The sequence below is a fragment of the Dyadobacter beijingensis DSM 21582 genome (genome assembly GCF_000382205.1).
GTDB lineage: Bacteria > Bacteroidota > Bacteroidia > Cytophagales > Spirosomataceae > Dyadobacter > Dyadobacter beijingensis.
The window spans coordinates 523,195-540,184 of record NZ_KB907788.1 but is presented as its reverse complement, the minus strand read 5'-3'; the positions used below and the strand labels follow the sequence as shown (position 1 = coordinate 540,184).

At 55.1% G+C, this 16,990-nt stretch carries 14 protein-coding genes; 2 read left to right on the top strand and 12 right to left on the bottom strand.

Features of this window, described 5'->3' with window-relative positions:
* The first annotated feature begins 16 nt into the window (after nucleotides 1–16).
* Nucleotides 17–898 carry a sugar phosphate isomerase/epimerase family protein gene (locus H144_RS0115760; protein WP_019943050.1) on the top strand — a complete coding sequence of 294 codons (882 nt, stop codon included), beginning with the start codon at nucleotides 17–19 and terminating at the stop codon, nucleotides 896–898.
* Here the strand turns inward: H144_RS0115760 and H144_RS0115755 are convergent, their stop codons facing one another.
* From H144_RS0115755 to H144_RS0115715, 9 genes are all read right to left on the bottom strand, one after another.
* Nucleotides 899–2,188 (bottom strand): enolase C-terminal domain-like protein, encoded by a 1,290-nt coding sequence (locus tag H144_RS0115755; protein WP_019943049.1) that lies wholly within the window; start codon nucleotides 2,186–2,188, stop codon nucleotides 899–901. It abuts the gene before it with no gap.
* Nucleotides 2,189–2,376: 188 nt separating this feature from the next.
* Nucleotides 2,377–3,498, bottom strand: coding sequence for a mannonate dehydratase (locus H144_RS0115750; protein ID WP_019943048.1), 1,122 nt, complete (start codon nucleotides 3,496–3,498; stop codon nucleotides 2,377–2,379).
* Between the two features lie 34 nt (nucleotides 3,499–3,532).
* Nucleotides 3,533–4,387 carry an NAD(P)-dependent oxidoreductase gene (locus H144_RS0115745; protein ID WP_019943047.1) on the bottom strand — a complete coding sequence of 285 codons (855 nt, stop codon included), beginning with the start codon at nucleotides 4,385–4,387 and terminating at the stop codon, nucleotides 3,533–3,535.
* 27 nt (nucleotides 4,388–4,414) lie between these two features.
* Entirely contained in the window at nucleotides 4,415–5,881 is a 1,467-nt protein-coding gene (locus tag H144_RS0115740) for a GntP family permease (protein ID WP_188982597.1), read from the bottom strand.
* A gap of 12 nt (nucleotides 5,882–5,893) precedes the next feature.
* Nucleotides 5,894–6,664: an HpcH/HpaI aldolase family protein gene (locus H144_RS0115735; protein WP_019943045.1), complete on the bottom strand. Its 771-nt coding sequence runs from the start codon at nucleotides 6,662–6,664 to the stop codon at nucleotides 5,894–5,896.
* A 22-nt stretch (nucleotides 6,665–6,686) separates the two neighbouring features.
* Nucleotides 6,687–8,213: a SusD/RagB family nutrient-binding outer membrane lipoprotein gene (locus H144_RS0115730; protein WP_019943044.1), complete on the bottom strand. Its 1,527-nt coding sequence runs from the start codon at nucleotides 8,211–8,213 to the stop codon at nucleotides 6,687–6,689.
* An 11-nt stretch (nucleotides 8,214–8,224) separates the two neighbouring features.
* Complete coding sequence (locus H144_RS0115725) at nucleotides 8,225–11,722, bottom strand: SusC/RagA family TonB-linked outer membrane protein (protein WP_019943043.1); 3,498 nt, start codon at nucleotides 11,720–11,722, stop codon at nucleotides 8,225–8,227.
* A 119-nt stretch (nucleotides 11,723–11,841) separates the two neighbouring features.
* On the bottom strand, nucleotides 11,842–12,972 hold the full coding sequence (locus tag H144_RS0115720; protein WP_019943042.1) for a FecR family protein: 1,131 nt from the start codon (nucleotides 12,970–12,972) through the stop codon (nucleotides 11,842–11,844).
* 52 nt (nucleotides 12,973–13,024) lie between these two features.
* Nucleotides 13,025–13,615 carry an RNA polymerase sigma factor gene (locus H144_RS0115715; RefSeq protein WP_026350729.1) on the bottom strand — a complete coding sequence of 197 codons (591 nt, stop codon included), beginning with the start codon at nucleotides 13,613–13,615 and terminating at the stop codon, nucleotides 13,025–13,027.
* 190 nt (nucleotides 13,616–13,805) lie between these two features.
* On the opposite strand from H144_RS0115715, the gene H144_RS0115710 reads away from it, so the two are divergent.
* A complete protein-coding gene (locus H144_RS0115710; RefSeq protein WP_019943040.1) occupies nucleotides 13,806–14,162 on the top strand; it encodes a winged helix-turn-helix transcriptional regulator in 357 nt (118 codons plus the stop codon).
* A gap of 83 nt (nucleotides 14,163–14,245) precedes the next feature.
* Here H144_RS0115710 and H144_RS0115705 read toward each other — a convergent pair whose 3' ends face one another.
* The 3 genes from H144_RS0115705 to H144_RS33340 form a co-directional block, all read right to left on the bottom strand.
* A complete protein-coding gene (locus H144_RS0115705) occupies nucleotides 14,246–14,650 on the bottom strand; it encodes a hypothetical protein (RefSeq protein WP_157504756.1) in 405 nt (134 codons plus the stop codon).
* 72 nt (nucleotides 14,651–14,722) lie between these two features.
* Nucleotides 14,723–15,439: a LytR/AlgR family response regulator transcription factor gene (locus H144_RS0115700; RefSeq protein ID WP_019943038.1), complete on the bottom strand. Its 717-nt coding sequence runs from the start codon at nucleotides 15,437–15,439 to the stop codon at nucleotides 14,723–14,725.
* Nucleotides 15,436–16,920: a sensor histidine kinase gene (locus H144_RS33340; RefSeq protein ID WP_169409401.1), complete on the bottom strand. Its 1,485-nt coding sequence runs from the start codon at nucleotides 16,918–16,920 to the stop codon at nucleotides 15,436–15,438. The genes H144_RS0115700 and H144_RS33340 overlap by 4 nt, the downstream gene beginning before the upstream one ends.
* Nucleotides 16,921–16,990 lie beyond the last annotated feature (70 nt).

Here is a 16,990-nt window from a genome sequence, read left to right as displayed (position 1 = left end):
CAATCCAGGCCGGCCCATGATCCATATCGACCGAAAGACGTTCCTCCAACATTGCGCCGCCGCCGCTGGCGCAGCACTCCTGACCGATTTCGCAAAGGCAGAATCGCTATTTCTGAAAAAGCCCAAAATGCAGCTCGGGTTTGTGACTTACCTCTGGGGAAAGGAATGGGACCTGCCGACCCTCATTAAAAACCTGTCCGACACGAAGATCACGGGCGTGGAATTGCGCGTCGAGCACGCACATAAGGTTATGCCCGACCTAACGGCTGAGCAGCGGAAAGAGGTCAAAAAGCAGTTTGCCGACAGTTCCGTCAAGATCGTGGGACTTGGGACGAACCAGCAGTACGATTATCCCGACCGGGAAAAACTCAACGCGTCAATCGAGCGTACCAAGGAATTTATACGCCTCAGCGCGGATGTGGGCGGCACGGGCGTGAAGGTGAAGCCCAATGCATTGCACAAAGAAGTGCCTGCCGAGAAGACTTTGGAACAAATAGGCATTGCTTTGCGCGGATTGGCCGCTTATGCCGCCGACTTCGGCCAGCAACTGCGATTGGAAGTACACGGCGAAGAAACGCAGGAACTGCCCAACATCCGCAAAATCATGGACTACGCCGATCACCGCAATGCCAAAATCTGCTGGAATTGCAACAAACAGGACCTGAACGGAGAAGGTTTTCAATCCAATTTCGACCTCGTCAAGAAATATTTCGGTGATACATGCCATGTACGCGAGCTCGACCGCACCGATTATCCCTACCCCGAACTCATTGATAATCTGGCCAAAATGGATTACAAAGGCTGGGTACTGCTAGAATGCCACACCAACCCCGACGATAAAATCGGGGCGTTGAAGCAGCAGCGGCAGGTATTCGACACGATGATGGCTAAATACTGATTACCAACGAACGGCTTTGAATTTCCAGCCGGGCACTTTTTTCTGCATTTCTATCTCGTCGTCGCGCTTTTTCAATCCGCAGACGAGGTAGCTTTCATGCAGTTTCTGCAATGCCGCCCGATCCAGTTCCACGCCCAGGCCGGGGCCGGTGGGCACGGCTACACTGCCTTCGTCGAATTGCATGCGGCCGCCGACGATCACCTCGTCGCTCTGCCACGGGTAATGGGTGTCGAGCGCGTAAGGCACCGACGGCAATGCAGCGCCCAAATGCACCATCGCGGCCAGCGAGATGCCCAAATGGCTGTTGGAATGCATGGACAGTCCTCGGCCGAAGGTTTCGCAAATGCCCGATAGCGTCATCGAAGCGCGCAGGCCGCCCCAGAAATGGTGGTCGCTGAGGATAATGTCCTCCGAACCGAGTTTGATGCTGCGGGGGATATCGCCGAACGACGTGGTACACATGTTGGTAGCCAGCGGAATGCCCAGTTCCCTTCGCACGATGGCCATGTTCTCCTGGCCGCGCACGGGATCTTCGAGGTATTCGAGAATGCCTTTCAGTTCGCGGCCGTAACGGATGGCCGTTTCCACTTCCCAAATCGCATTCGGGTCCACGCGCAGCGGCACATTCGGGCCGAATGCCTTATGCAGCGCCAGCATCGAGTCCACTTCCACACGCGGCTCAAAAACCCCGCCTTTCAATTTAATAGACTGAAAACCAAATTCTTGACACATCGCTCGTGCCTGTCCGACGATGCTGTCCGGGTCCAGCGCCGCGGCTTGTCGCCCGGCCGCCCAGCCAGTGGCGCCCGGATCGGTACCGAACCCCAGCGGGCCTCCTGCTCCTTCATATTTATAAAACAAATAGGCCGAAAACGGCACCCTATCCCGCATTTTACCACCCAGTAAATCCACCACCGGCCGGCCGGTTACCTTGCCGATAATATCCAGGCAAGCTACTTCCACCGCGCTGAAAATATGCACCAGTTTTCGCTGGTCCCAGGGCGCATCACCCCGCGCCGCCGCCGATTCCGCTCCGAAATGCCCCGTCAACACTTCGCGGATCACATTCAGATTGAACACATCCCGGCCTAGCAGCAGGGCTTTCGCCTCTTCCAGTGCGGCGTCGATATCGCTGTTGCCGGGAATTTCGCTGATGCCGGAAATGCGGTCGTCGGTCACGATTTCAACAACCGTACGAAGCGCATAAGGCGCGTGCAGGCCGGCAGCATTCAGCAGCGGCGGATCGCTAATGGCAATGGGGGTAATGTGGATTTCCTGGATTTTGGGCATCGGTACTGATTTTGAATGACCGCCGACGGCCGACGACCGACCGCCGATGGGCGTTTACGATTGTTTGATTGATATTCCTGACCGCGGACCATCGGCGGTCGGCGGTCGGCCGTCGGTGGTCAGCCGTCGGTCGTCAGTGGTCGGCCGTCGGCGGTCAATACACGAGACGCGCTACCGCCCTCCCTACCCTACGCCCCCGCCTCGTCCGAAGCGGCCTGAATGAGCCCTTTGATATACCCGTAACTGAATGCAAATGCCTCGTTCGTCGAGCCGGGCGCCTCGTGGTGCGGGACGTGGTCGGGCATGACCATGCCGTCGAAGCCGACGTCGCGCAGGGCTCGTACGCATTGCAGGAAGTTCATGTCGCCGTTGTCGGGATACACTTCCTGGAAATTGTTCCAGCCGCCCTTGATGTTCCGTAAATGGATATTAAAGATCTGTTTGCGCGCTCCTACCCATTTAATAATCGGCAAAATTTCGGTTTTCGGGTCTTTCAACCCTTCGGCGATGGAGCCGATGCAGAAGTTGAAGCCATGCCACGGGCTGTCGTACAGCTGCGCAAACCGTTTGATGCCCGCGAACACGTCGGGACTGTTCCACCGCGTAATGCCCCGGTAACCGACGGGCGTCGGCGGATCGGCGATGTGGTTGCCGAGCTTCACCTTGTATTCTTTGGCCACGGGCAGGCAGCGATCGAGCAGGTAGGTAATGCGCTCGAACATCATGTCGATATTGACGTCGCCGGCGATGGTTTTGGGATGATTTTGTTTCAATGCTTCTTCGTAATTCCACGTGCTGTACGTCGCATTGCCACGTTTCGGGTCAGTCGTGCGGCCGGTACGCAGGACGGGTAAAATGGTTGTGTTGTAGTTCAAAAGCGGCACGCCCGTTTTGCCCGCGACCATGATCATCTGCTGTAACTGCTCGATCTCGCGGTCGCGCTGCGGGCTTTTCCCCAGCATTACATTCGGAAAAATGGCTTTATCGATACCCGACGATGCCAGCGGCCAGTGGTAGGCGTCCAATGCAATGCCGTACTTCTCGCACGCTTCGCGCTTGCGCATGGAATCGTCCAGGTCCCAGCCTTTGCCTTCAATGACCTTCGGCGCGCCGCCATCGATGTTATAAACGCCGTGGCGGGCCTTGAATTCCAGGTTTTCGACCGTCGTGCCGCCCGACTGGCAGCCTACTTTCATCAATACCTTTTTCGGTTCGGCAGCGGCGGGCTTCGCCGATGCCTCGTTTTCGCCCAGTACCGCCGCTCCTACCGAGCCGGTGGCGAGCACTTTCACAAACTGGTGTCTTTTCATGATCTGAATCGGTTAAGGTGAAATATCGGAACCTTTATTTCTTCATGGCCAGGAACAAGGCGCTGTGGTCGAGTTCCGCATTCCCCTGCGCGGCGGCGGTTTGCATTTGCCGGGCGGCCGTTTCGGTACCTGGCAGCGTCAGGTTCAGCTGCCGGCCCGTTTGCAGGGCAATGTTCAGGTCTTTTTGGTGTAGTTTAATTTTAAAACCGGGCTTAAAATTGCCATCGATCATCCGCTGGCCGTGCAGGTCGAGAATACGGCTTTGGGCGAATCCGCCGAGCAATACTTCCCGCATTTTGACAAGATCGACACCTGCATTCACGGCTAATGTAAATGCTTCCGCCACTGCCTGGATCGTCTGCCCGACGATCATCTGGTTACAGGCTTTCGTCGTCTGTCCGGCACCGGGCTCGCCGATATGGACGATGTTTTTACCCATAGCCTGAAAAACCGGCAGCGCCCGCCCGAATGCTGCCGCATTGCCGCCCACCATAATGGACAAGGTGGCCCCCTCCGCTCCCACCTGTCCGCCCGAAACGGGCGCATCCAGCGCTTCGACGCCCTTTTCCTGCATGGTTTCGTAAAGTTTCCGGGCGACGAGCGGCGCTATCGTGGACATATCTATGAATAAACTTCCCGCGCGAATGCCTGCCAGCACGCCGCCATTTACCACTTCCTCTACCTGCGGCGAGTCGGGAAGCATGGTAATCACCATATCACTGCCGGCTGCCAGCGCCGCCGCGTCCGGCCATACATCCGCACCGGCTTCCCGCAATGCGCCGGATGCCTGGCTGCCAGCCAGCACACCCACCGGGAAGCCGGCTTTCAACAAATTGAGCGCCATAGGCTTACCCATGATACCAAGCCCGATAAAACCGATTTTCTCCATGATAACAACACGCTGTTTTTGAAATTATTAAACCAAAGGAAATACCCGCGCCGCGATCATCAGGACAATCAGACCCACGCACCCCATCACCACGAGCATGGGCGAAAATGTTTTCAATGCCTCCTTTTCGGTGAGGTTGCTGATCTTGACGATGATCCAGAACCCGGCGTCGTTCATCCAGGGCACGAGCTTGGAGCCGCACCCGATGGCGAGGCCGAGGTATAGCGGGTGGTACTCCAAATGGGCGCTCGTGGCCATACCCGACAGAATGCCGGACGCCGTAATGAGCGCCACCGTGGCCGAGCCCTGCGCCGTGCGCACCACCGCGCTGATCACGAACGCGAGCGGGATGAGCGTCATCTGGTAATCGGCGGTGAGGGCCGCAATGCGTGAACTGATGCCCGTTTGCTGTAAAATGCCTCCGAACGACCCGCCGGCCGCGGTGATGAGGATAATGCCTCCCCCACTCATCAGTGCAGCCTGCACGAATGCCGAAATACCGTCCTTACTGCCCTTTTTCGTAACCGCCAGCAGGACCAGGGCGATCAGGCCGCCGCCTACGAGCGCGATGTTTTTGTCGCCGATCAAGGCAATCAGGTCTACCAGGAAACGCGCCACGGTCGATTCCGGGACAAATGCGCCTGACTTGATCATCGACTTCAGGATGTTATCCAGGCAAATGAATACCAGGGGAAAAGTCACGGGCAGCAGCGAAAACCATAGCGGAGGCAGGTCTTTATCGGCCTTTTCGGCGAGGGAGCGGATATCGTCCAGGCGCGCATCCAGCGAGTCGCGGAGCTCTACCGGCCATTTAGCGTTCGCCCATTTCGCGAAAATGAAACCGGCGGTGATCGTGACGAGCCCCAGCAATGTGCCGCCGGCCATCATCATACCGATGGGAATATTCATTTCACCTATCAGAAACAAGGGTCCCGGCGCGGGCGGAACAAACGAATTGGCCATAGCCGCACCGCCGGTTATCGCGAGCACGAGCAGCAGGTAATTTTTGCCGATGCGCATGCTGACGGCTTTCGCGAGCGGGATCATGAGGAAAATAACAATGTCGAAAAACACGGGCACACCCAGGAAAAAGCTGCTTACCAGGAATGCGAACGGGGCATTGTTCACGCCTGTCACCGCCAGCATCGATCGTACGATGCGCTCTGCCGCGCCGCTTTCGAGCATACTTTTCCCGATGATCGCGGCCATTGCAATGAGGATACCGATTTTCCCGCAGGTACTGCCGAATTCCGTGGCAATGCGCTCGCCGATGCTCTTTTTTGCCAATGCGGCCGCTGCTTCGGGCGAAGACCCTTTCGCGATCGCGAACGCCTCGATGGACGCGGCCGGCGTGAGCAACGCCACCACGAAAGCCGCCAGGATAAGCGCCAGAAAAGGGTGCAGTTGCAGGAAAATAATGCCTCCTACCACGATAATCACCCCGATAAGGAGAATAAAGAGCGGGTCGCTGAACAGAACGGTCATTAAAGTCATGAATGGTGGGATTTAGATTGTTGGACGGAGTTCGTTCAGCTTTTTGGCCATCGTGCGGGCGCCTTCGGCTACAAAAGTGGCGTCGGAGCCGCAGGCGATAAACCGGATGCCCAGCTCATGGTAGGCGGTGTATTCCCGGGTGTTAAAAAACAGGATACCCACGGCCTTTCCGGCTTTTCGTGCGGCCTCGCACGTTTCGCGAACGGCTTCCCGGAATGTGGGGTGATCGAACTGCCCGAAAATGCCGAGCTCCATCGAAAGGTCTGCCGGGCCGATAAAGAGGACATCCACGCCGTCGGTATGCGCCACGGCGTCGAGGTGGTTGAGCACCTCCACCGTTTCAATCTGCGCGATGCCCAGGATACTGGCCCGGCTGTTTTCATAATATTCCTGAAAATGCTGACCGAAACCCGTCGCGCGTACCATTTTGGCTACGCCGCGCCCTCCGAACGGCGGGTAATGCAGGCCCTGCACGAGCTTTTGCGCCCCCTCCGGGTTCAGGATTTTAGGACACATTACCCCTTCCGCACCCATATCGAGCACGCGGTGAATGCGCTGGCTTTCCGAACTCTCCACACGTACGATCGCGGCCGTAGGCGTATGTTCGAGCGCCTGCAACTGGTAGAGCACGTCCTTTTCCGAGCCGGCGCCGTGTTCCAGGTCTATCAATACCCAGTCGAAGCCGGCCAGTCCTACGATCTCCGCCGTGAGCGAGCTGCCGGTATTGAGCCAGCAGCCGTGCAGGGTTTCCCCGTTTTGCAGTCTTTTTTTCAGGTTTTTCATTCAAAAATCGGTTGATACAATGCTATTTTTTGTCCCACCACACACGCGTGTCGAGCAGGTCCGGGCCTTGTAGGGCGATCGCCTTCTGCACGTTGTCGTGGTTTACGTTCAGTTCGGCATCGGTGTAGGTAAGCCGACGGATAAATGGCTCGGTTTTAAGATCGCTGCCTGGGTACGGATTGGGTTTCAAAACCGGGAAACCGCTGCGGCGGAAGTTGGCAAATGCCTCCGGCCCGACCAGGAAGGATGCCACCCAGTATTGCGTATTGATCTCTTCCAGCTCCTTGCCCGCGTGCAATGGGTGCGCGTTCACGTACGCGCTGATCGCCGCGTCGCCGATCGCCGTGGCCGCGCCGTACATTAAAAACTGCTGCATATGCGCCCTGATACCCTCAGCGTACATCGCCGCCGCGTCGCCGGTTGTCCATTTGCGGAATACCGCCTCGGCCAGGAGCAGCTGCGTTTGCGCGTAGGTGACGAGGAAACTGGGGGCCGTCAATGCCGCCATGCGGGTCCGGTCGAGCTGGCTGTAATCCCACAGGCTCGCCAGTTTCTTGGCAGCCACGTCGGCGCTGATCGTCGTATTGTCGTAACCCTGCGGCATTCCGATCTGCACCGCTACCGACCGGTTGGCCTTCGCCTCCACCTGATCCGCCCCGCTTTGCGCCCCCACGTAGCGCACGGCGATGGACGCCAGGCGCGGGTCGTTGTTGGTAGCGAGGTAGGTCACAAATTCATCGTCCAGGTAGTAGAATGCCGACTGGCCGCCGTTGAGCGAACTACCCACCGGATTGGTAAAACTAGCCGTGTGGCGGATCACCGCATTGTCGTTGTTCGAGGCCATCAGCCCTCCTGCAACCGCCTTAGCCACATATTCAGCCGCCTTCGCCGGATTGATCTTCGCAACGCGCATGGCAGCACGAAGCAGCAGCGAATTGCCCAGTTTCCGCCATTTTGAAACATCACCACTGTATAAGACGTCGCTCGCCACAATGGGTTTGGCCCCGTCCAATGCCTTAGAAGCTGCTTCAAGCTCAGACAGGATGTCGTTGTAAATCGCCTCCTGGTTGTCGTAAGCGGGCGCCGTGTCACCCGTCAGGAAGCCCGAGCCGGCCTCCGTGTAAGGAATGTTGCCGTAGGTGTCGGTCAGCACCATGAACGCATAGGCTTTCCAGATCCGCGCCATATTGTACAAGTTCGTACGGGCGGCATCGTCCTTCGTTTTGGCGGCCACATCCGCCAGCTCCTTGATAATCGTACGGTAATAGGTATTCCAGTTACCCGACGTCACGCCCCGGTTATCCTGGTTAAAGTTCGCCGCCGAACCCTGCCCGCTGAACGGCGTGATCATCTGTTTGACTATCGTGGTCTCGTAGCTCAGATTACCGTACACCGGCGCGCTGTTTACGATTGTCGTATTGAGCTGATAGGCAGGGTCTACGGCAGTCAATGCAATGGGGTTGATATTCATTTTATCAAAACCGCTGTCGCAGGCTTGCATGGCCGTCATGCAAATCGCGCTGATCCATATTTGAATGGCCTTTTTCATAGTCGACAGGCTTAAAATTTCAGGTTAAGGTTAAATCCCGTACTGCGGGTAATGGGCAGCCCGGTTGCTTCCAGGCCGATGAGGTTGTCGGACGGAAACCCGAACTGGTCGGGGTGGATCGTCGGCACCCACTTTTTGAGGACCGCTACATTGTTGGAGACAATGCTCAGCCGCGCACCTTTGATAAACGGGATGTTTTTGGGTAAAAAGCGGGCGAAGTCGTAGCCGAACGTGATCTGTCGCAATTGCCACAATCCGGCATTGTAAACAAACTGTTCGGCGATATTCTGCGAGCGAACGGTTTCATAATAGGCCTGCACCACCGATTTTGTCTGGTTCACCTCGCCGTTCGGGTTCACGCCGTCGCCGATCACAAACCCCTCCGCACGGCCGGGAAGCGTTTCTTTGAGCAACCCATGCCGCCAGGCATTGTGGTTAGTACCCGAAATCATCTTGTGCCCGAGCTTGAAATCGATGAGGACCGAGGCGGAGAAGTTTTTGTAATTGAAACTGTTCGTAATGCCCCCTACCCACTTCGGCAACGCGCTCCCGAATGCGATCTGCGTCGGTGTGCGCAGCGGCCGGCCATTCCCGGCATCGAAAACCTGCCTGCCCTGGGCATCGCGCAGGTACCCGAAGCCGTAGAGCTGGCCCATCGATTTACCGACTACCTGCCGCAGCTCACCCGTAAAATCGCCCGTACCGACGGTTATCATGGCGTCACTTACATGGCTGCCGAGGTCGAGCGTTTTCGTTACATTATAGGCTGCATTGAAATTCAGGTTCCAGACGAAGTTTTTGGTTTGGTAAGGTGCTACATTCACCATCATTTCGAGCCCGCGGTTGCGGCCTTTGCCGACATTGATCAGCTGCGTGAGATAACCGGACGCGTCGGAAGTCTGCGCTTGGAGGATCTGATCGGACGAGAGTTTATCGTAATAGGTAAAATCGAGGCCCAGCCTGTTTTCAAACAGTTTCAACTCCAAACCCACCTCTTTTTCAGAAACCCGCATCGGGCGAAGGTTCGCATTCGGCACGGTGGAGCCGTTGATCGTAGCCAGCGGCTGCCCGGCACCACCCGGATTGGGAAATTGCTGGGCGTTAATGTTGTAAAACAAATTATTGGCGTAAGGCTGCACATCCGTATCGCTACCCACTTCGGCATAGGCCACGCGTACTTTGCCAAACGAAATCCACGAAGGCAGCGCCGCGGTGAATGCCTGCGAAAACACGAAACTGGCCGTCACGGAAGGATAGATAATGCTCCGGTTTGCCGGCGAAAGGGTCGAGAACCAGTCGTTGCGGATGGTACCGTTCAGAAACAGGAAGTCGTTGTAGGAAATCTCCGCCGCGCCGTACAACGAATTGACCTGCCGCTTGGAAAACTCATAGGTAGCGTCGCGCTGGCGGCCGTTCCCGATCGTGTACAGGTCGCGCACGTAAAAGTCCTGCACGAACACATTGTGCCGGCTCAGCTTGCGATACATCTGGTTGCCGCCCGCATTGATATTCAGGCCAATGCGTCCGAAACTTTTGTTAGCCGAGATCAGGAAATCGGTATTCAGCTCGCGGACGGAGCGCGTGTCCTGCACATATTGTCCATTCACAAACCCCTGGGGCGCTGCCGCTTGCCGCTGGCTACCGGTAGGCAGGTTATAATCCTGCTCGCGCGAGAAGTAATCCTGCCCCACGCGCACCTGCGCGTAAAGCCAGTCGGTGAAGCTATACCGGACCGAAAGGTTCCCGAAAACACGGTCCTTCTCGACATTCTCGAACCGTTTCAATGCGAAATACGGATTGGTGCGGTTCGTGAAGCGCGACCACACATATTCATTGCCGTTCGCATCGGTTGCGTACTTTTCGAGCAGATCGAGCGGCATGGAGTTAGCCATGTTGTAGAGCACTACCGGGCTGTAATCCTGCTCGGCAATGTTCGGCGGATTTTTGCGGTCCTCGTTGGAATAGTTGATATTGCCCGAAATCGTCAGCTTTTTGGCCATAGTTTGGGTAAAACCCAGGTTTACCGTCTTGCGGTGGTAACCAGAGCCCGGCAGGATGGTCTTGTTGTCGAGGTTCGAAAGCGACAGGCTGAAACCGCCGAACTCCCCGCCCGACGACACGGTAATGGTATTCGTAAACGTGCTGCCTTTCCGGTAATAATCGGTGATCTGATGCCGCTGGGGCACATAAGGCACTTCCACACCGTCGAAAAGGATCTGTGTCATACCCGGCTCGAACTTCTCACCGAAGCTCCATTGCCCCGACGTCGGGTTGGGCGTGACAGGCCGCTTGCCGTTCTCGCCCTGGCCGTATTCGTATTGATAATCCGTATAATCGAGTGGTGTTTCCGTCGTAAAATTGGAATTGAACTCAATGCCGATGCCGATCCCCGCGCCGCGCGTTTTGGTCGTAATCATAATCACCCCGTCTTTCGCCCGGGAGCCGTACAATGCCGATGCCGCAGCGCCTTTCAGTACCGTCATCGACTCGATATTGTCTGGATTAATGCTGCTCAGCCCGTCGCCGCTGTCGGACGTGCGGTTCGCGCCCTTGTCCGCCGCATCGCCCCGCGCACCGAAGTTGGAATTATCGATCGGCACGCCATTGACGACAATCAAAGGCGAGTTATTCCCGCCGAAAGACGATTGGCCACGGATGCGGATCTTGCTCGTACCGGCTGGCCCCGAGCCAAGGGAGGTAATGTTCACGCCCGCCATTTTGCCCTGCAGTGCATTCATAAAATTGGCCGTGCGGTTGACCGTCATTTCCTCCGTAGGCACGCTGGCAGTGGCATAACCCAGACTTTTAGCCGCTTTCTTAATGCCCAGTGCCGTTACAACGACCTCTTCCAACGCCTTGCTTTCCGGCATGAGCGACACCACAAGGCTCGTCTGATTACCCAAAATCACCTCTTTGGACTGGTACCCTACAAAACTGAAAAGCAACGCGCCGTCGCCTTCCTGTAATTCGATCACAAATGAGCCGTCGGCGTTGGTTGTCGTACCGCGCTGGGTGCCTTTTACGATGATATTCACGCCCGGCAATGCGGCGCCTTTCTCGTCGGTCACCTTTCCCGAAAGGCTTTTCTTCGGTGAGAGGTTCAGCAGGTTGTTTTCCGGTACCAAAAGGCCATTATCCGCACCCGGCAACTCACCGGAGGATAATATGATTTTTCTCCCGGATAATTCGTATTTGATCTTCAAGGGTTTTAACAATTTAAAGAGCACCTCTTCCAAAGTGTTGTTCACGGCCTTGATCGTCACTTTCCGCGATGTTTCGAGGACGTTGGAGCTGTACACGAACTGCACGTCCGTTTCCTTTTCGATATGTGCCAGCACCCGTTTGATTTCACGGTTCTCCGCCTGTACCGACAGCCGCCGGTTCAGGTACTCCTGCGCAGTGCCCGTGTGTGCATACGCCACGCCCGCGAGCAACGCCATGACCAAACTCTGTGTGATCGAAAACCTCATAAGTTTCAGCCAGAATTTTCTGGTAATGCGTTTTTTCATACTTTTGAACAGGGTTTAAAGGGTTCTTTTAACCGGGAACTTGCAGATTCCGAGCGTGTAACTTTGGCGAGTGGCCGCTCGTGATCCGACCTGAATGGCAGCGGTTTCCGCTGCCATTTTCATTTACTGCAACCCTGGCCGCTGACGACGATCTGTCCGTCGACGATCTCGTAACCGGCCGAAACAGTTTTGCAGAGAATGCTCAGTTTGTCATACATGCTTTCGTCGGAGAAAGCCACCGTAATTTTGCAGGTCCAAAAGCTGTCGGCGTCGAACTGGACGGGGATGCCGTACGATTTTTCGATATCCCTCAATATGACCGGCAGCGGTACTTCATCGTATTTCAATATGCTTTCAACGGGGCCATCCGGCAGTTTTTCGGGATTTTCGACCACCGTTTTCGAGAGCTGGTTAGCACTTTTCTCAAAAACCGCCGCCTGATTGGCCGTGATAATGAGGCCCTTCACCTCCTTTTCCGAAGGTTTATCGACATACACCGATACTTTGCCCGTTTTCACCTGCACAGTGATATTTCGGTCGTTATCGAATGCGCTCACGACAAAGCGGGTACCGAGCACTTTGGTCACCACCGTGCCGGTGTGGACCATGAATGTTTGCCCCTGTTTTTTGACCGAAAACAATGCCTCGCCGGTCAGGTATACCGTCCGCGCACCTTCTTCGAACTCGGCAGGATACCGTAAGCTGCTCTCCGGGCTAAGCGTCACTTCGGAGCCGTCGGAAAGATTGATGTTCAATGGATTACCACTATCATTCCGCGTGGTTACCAGATCAGCCGGGCTGTTGTCGGCGACGGCGGCAACTGTTGTTACGCCATATTCCTCATAGTAATACCACCCGATCCCGGCTCCCAGCACCAGCATGGCCGCCGCCGCCAGCAGCCATCTTTTCCAAAAAATACGCCGGCCCGTTTCAGCCTCATCATCATCCGCAAATCCTACCAGCAAATGCGTCGCCGGGTTTTCGGTCGGGCCGCGACCGGTCGGGCCGCGATCCGCAGACTCGATAAACCGCTCTACCTCAGTGCGTATTTCCTTTTCGGATATCCGGTCTTCGTCCACATTCGCGGCGCGGATCAGGGCTTCCGCCTGCCGGAATGCCTCACGCTGGCCGGGGTATCTCTCCGGGAAAGAAAGCCAGCGCATTTCCTCCTTGCCCCGGCCCTGTACCCATTTCCTGAAACTTTCATCTTCCAGGAAATCCTCCAAAGTATACGATTCGTAAGGCTTCATTCCGGTTTTAGTTTTGTTACGCTATACACTATACGCTCATGCGGTATGCGGATCAGGAACTCGGCTGGTAATGCTTGCGGAGGCTCCCGAGTGATTTTTGTAAAAGGTTGTAAACCGATTGCCTGCTGAGGTTCATCACTTCGGCAATCTGCTCGAAGCTCAGGCTCTGGTAAAAACGGAGGTAAATGAGCTCCTTCTGCCGCTCCGACAGGCTGTTCAGCACGCATTCCAGTTTGCGGACCTGGTATATCTCATGCTCTTCGTCGATCAGCCGCAGGTCCGAGGAGAATTCGACGGAAAATGAATATTCGTCCGACAGCATCGACTGGTGGGTCACATGTTTTTTCGACAATTCGCGCAGAATCCGTGTTTTCAGCGACACAAGCAGGTACGAGCGCACATTAGCGACTCCACCGGCAGGTCCCGCACCGTTCGCAGCGGCCGACTGCTGCATTTTCCAAAGGTTCACGAACATGTCCTGAATGCAGTCCTTCACAAACTCCCGCTCGCCGTGCAGGCGAACGCCCCAGTGAAACAAATCGGAATAGTAGCCTTGCATGATGTGCGCCAGCGCGTACATATCGCCCGACTGGTATTCGGTCCAAAGTTTCTGAGCTTCATCAGGAGTAATGCGTGGTCTCATCTCGTGGTAGCTGTCACTTTTTCTAAATGAGACTCATGTTGCGCATATATACCCCACTATTTTTATCTTTTTTATTAAAATAATACAGAATGTACATCAAATGGGTGGTTGCCGACAACAACCTCCCGTTGACAAGCCCTTGTTATCTCCGTAAATTGTGAGTAACTCCCGTAAAAATGAGCCGAACACTATGAGAAAACTGACCTCGACAAATTATTACAATCAGACGTTCCTGGAAGAAAAATGTACGTTGAACGAACTGATCAACCTGCTTAGCAAACGGTGGCTGACCGAAGTGATGTTCAGCATTGAGGAAGGCAACAACCGCTTTTCGACGCTGAAAGAAGACCTCAAACACATCAGCGACAACATTTTAGCGGACCGCCTGAAACTGCTCGAACAGCACAAGCTGATCATCCGAAACGACAATTTCCGCGAAGTACCCAGCCGCGTCGAATACTCGCTGTCCGAAACCGGTTCCAAACTCAGCGAACTCCTGGACGGCCTCTGCCATTTCTCCGAAACGGAAATGGAATTCCCGGAGTGACACCGCCCTGAAGACCGTCCGCCCGGTCTTTAACAATTGTTAACAGTCACTTCGGAAATTGTGAGTGCTCCCTGGGCATTTGCTCACTCGAACGGGTTCACCGCGTACATCATTTTTCTGCCGGATATTTCGCGGGAGTCGAGGTGGGCTTTTCCGTGGTAGCTGCGGACGCTGAGACGGTCGTTCTCGTGGTATAGAAACGAGAGCGTAGCGATGGGCCGACCGATGTTGAACATTTTGGAGCCCTTATCCGTGTAAGCGTCTGCAAGTTCTTTCAATAATGCTGCATCCGGGAATTCGAGGCATTTCAATGTAAAGCCATCGATGTCACCGTCCCAGTTCAGGTATAGCAGATGGCGCTGGCCGGGAGCTATTTCAAAGTAAAAGTTATACCGCGGCAGACCGTCGAATGCCGACGAAAGTAGCAGCTCTTTCGATTCAGGATAATAGGTTCTGATCTCGTCGCGTAAGTAATCGAGTGAATTCATGATGGTACGTGGGTGGCGTCTATCGATTCGTGTATCGACAAATATATCCAGCCAGCGGTAAAATTTCAAGGATCAGCCCGGAAACAGTTTGATGACGTGCTTAAACGTTTTACCGAGCGGGAGCGCCTTTCCGTTGCGCATCCGGATCACATTGCCTTCGATGTAATGCACGAATTTTTTATTCAATATAAAAGATTTGTGTATCCGGATGAACGCCTCGGCCGGCAGCTGCTCTTCAAAACTTCCCAGGGTACGTTGCGTGAGCAGGAACTGGTCGCGGCCCCACACTTTTACGTAATTACCAAGACTTTCAAGGTAATACACCTCGTCGAGCTGCATCTGGACCAGCTTTTTGTCCGATTTGATATACAATGGCTCCGGCTCCTGCGGCATCACGGCCGGCCCAGGTGCGGCTACCGCCTGACGGCGCAAGGTATGTTGCTCCAATGCGCGGTTGGCGGCTTTCAGGAACCGGTCAAATCGGAACGGTTTCAGCAGATAATCGACCACTTCTAGCTCGAAACTTTCCAGCGCGTGTTCCTCGTAAGCGGACGTGATCACGACGAGCGGGCGCTGGTTGAGCGTACGCAGGAAATCGAGCCCGCTGAGCTTTGGCATACGGATATCCAGGAAAATGAGGTCTACGGCGTGATGGTTCAGAAATGCGAATGCTTCCGTGGCGAGGTAGCATTGTCCGGCATTTTCCAGGAACGGAATATCTTCCAGGTACCTCAGGATCACATGATGGGCCAACGGCTCGTCGTCGACTATCAGACAGCGTAATTTCATAGCAGATCGATTTCCAGGGTGGCAACAAACACTCCGCTCCCGGCACTGGTGGTTACCCGGTGCTTTGCGGGATAGAGCAATGCCAGCCGTTTTCGCAAATTAGTCAATCCAATGCCGGTATGCGCGTCCGGCGCAGGTTCGAATGAATTTTCGCAGGTAAAACGCACGGAATGCCGGTCGGCTTTGAGGCTAATGCTCAGGAATGCGTCACTTTCCGCATTTTCCACGCCGTGCTTGAATGCATTCTCGACGAATACGATCAGCAGCAGCGGGGCGATCAGGATCGTGCCATCCTCGATTTCTTCCTCAAATTGCAGGTCCAGGTTCCTTTTCAGCCTGATCTTCTGCAATTGAAGATAGTCTCGCAGGTATTTAACCTCGTCTTCCATTGTCACAAGCGGTTCTTTGGCTTTGTAAATGACATACCGCATCAGTTCCGAAAGCTGCAAGATGCTCTCCGACGTATGCTCGGAGCGTTGGAGGCTCAATGCGTAAAGGTTATTGAGGGTATTGAAAAAGAAATGCGGGTTCAGCTGCTGTTTCAGCAGGTCGAGTTCCGCCTGGGATTTCTCGTGTTTCAACGAGGCAATCAGGCTGTTCTGCTTCGCCCATTGGATTGCCAGCAGTACCGGAAGGCTGATCGCCAGCACCAATATGCCCCCGAACGCATTCTCCGACACGAAAGGGTTGGCAGAAAACACGCCGCCCAGCACCTTGCTCAGTGGCAAATTCGCCAGCAATTGCCCCCAGAATGGATAAAAAATACCGACAAGCGCCGCCGAACAAAGTAAATAGTACAATATACCACGCTCTTTCAAAATGCGCGGGACGAGCCAGCGGCTGTTGATATAAAAGAAAAAGTACCCGGCGAGGTACATGATCAGCAATTGCAGGGAATAGCTTAAAAATGTGGGAAAGCGGTTCAGGACTTTGAAGATATGTATCTCAAAACCAATCAATAACTGCTTGCCCGAATGGTACACCGGATTATCGAGACTCGACACTGCCATCGCACCCAGCAGCAATGCAAGCCCGGTAATGCTCACCAGTACCGCCTTTTCCAGGCTCAGTTTCCGCACCCATTTTACCTGATACCAACGCCCGAAATACCGGCTCTCCGCCACGAGCACACATTCCAGGGTCGCAATACAAAGCCCGCCGGTGAAAACCACCGGCCAGATCATTCGATCCGGGTTTATAAGTGCCCCGGAAACGATCAGCAAAAGCGGCAAATACCCCAGAAAGCACCCCAACCAGGCCGTGCGGTTGCGCCCCGCGAAACGCCCCTCCCCGCTCCCCTCACGCACCCACGTAACCGCAAGCACAGGCGACCACAACACCGCCAAAGCCAGCAGGGACCGAAAGTACGCGCCCCAGTAGTCGTCCCGGCCGATCGTAAACCCGACCGAAATCCAGCAGAACAGCCCGACATAAAGCCAGGTATCGTTCCGGCGCGTCGATGCGCCGGTTATTCTTTCCATTGCCAACATCCTGCAAATAAAACGGACGGCCCGCTTGCGGTCAAAAATTAATGACGACCGTCGCGATTTT

Coding starts and splice junctions, on each gene's coding strand:
- H144_RS0115760 (WP_019943050.1), top strand. CDS start 17: ATGATCCATATCGACCGAAAGACGTTCCTCCAACATTGCGCCGCCGCC.
- H144_RS0115755 (WP_019943049.1), bottom strand. CDS start 2,188: ATGCCCAAAATCCAGGAAATCCACATTACCCCCATTGCCATTAGCGAT.
- H144_RS0115750 (WP_019943048.1), bottom strand. CDS start 3,498: ATGAAAAGACACCAGTTTGTGAAAGTGCTCGCCACCGGCTCGGTAGGA.
- H144_RS0115745 (WP_019943047.1), bottom strand. CDS start 4,387: ATGGAGAAAATCGGTTTTATCGGGCTTGGTATCATGGGTAAGCCTATG.
- H144_RS0115740 (WP_188982597.1), bottom strand. CDS start 5,881: ATGACTTTAATGACCGTTCTGTTCAGCGACCCGCTCTTTATTCTCCTT.
- H144_RS0115735 (WP_019943045.1), bottom strand. CDS start 6,664: ATGAAAAACCTGAAAAAAAGACTGCAAAACGGGGAAACCCTGCACGGC.
- H144_RS0115730 (WP_019943044.1), bottom strand. CDS start 8,213: ATGAAAAAGGCCATTCAAATATGGATCAGCGCGATTTGCATGACGGCC.
- H144_RS0115725 (WP_019943043.1), bottom strand. CDS start 11,722: ATGAAAAAACGCATTACCAGAAAATTCTGGCTGAAACTTATGAGGTTT.
- H144_RS0115720 (WP_019943042.1), bottom strand. CDS start 12,972: ATGAAGCCTTACGAATCGTATACTTTGGAGGATTTCCTGGAAGATGAA.
- H144_RS0115715 (WP_026350729.1), bottom strand. CDS start 13,615: ATGAGACCACGCATTACTCCTGATGAAGCTCAGAAACTTTGGACCGAA.
- H144_RS0115710 (WP_019943040.1), top strand. CDS start 13,806: ATGAGAAAACTGACCTCGACAAATTATTACAATCAGACGTTCCTGGAA.
- H144_RS0115705 (WP_157504756.1), bottom strand. CDS start 14,650: ATGAATTCACTCGATTACTTACGCGACGAGATCAGAACCTATTATCCT.
- H144_RS0115700 (WP_019943038.1), bottom strand. CDS start 15,439: ATGAAATTACGCTGTCTGATAGTCGACGACGAGCCGTTGGCCCATCAT.
- H144_RS33340 (WP_169409401.1), bottom strand. CDS start 16,920: ATGGAAAGAATAACCGGCGCATCGACGCGCCGGAACGATACCTGGCTT.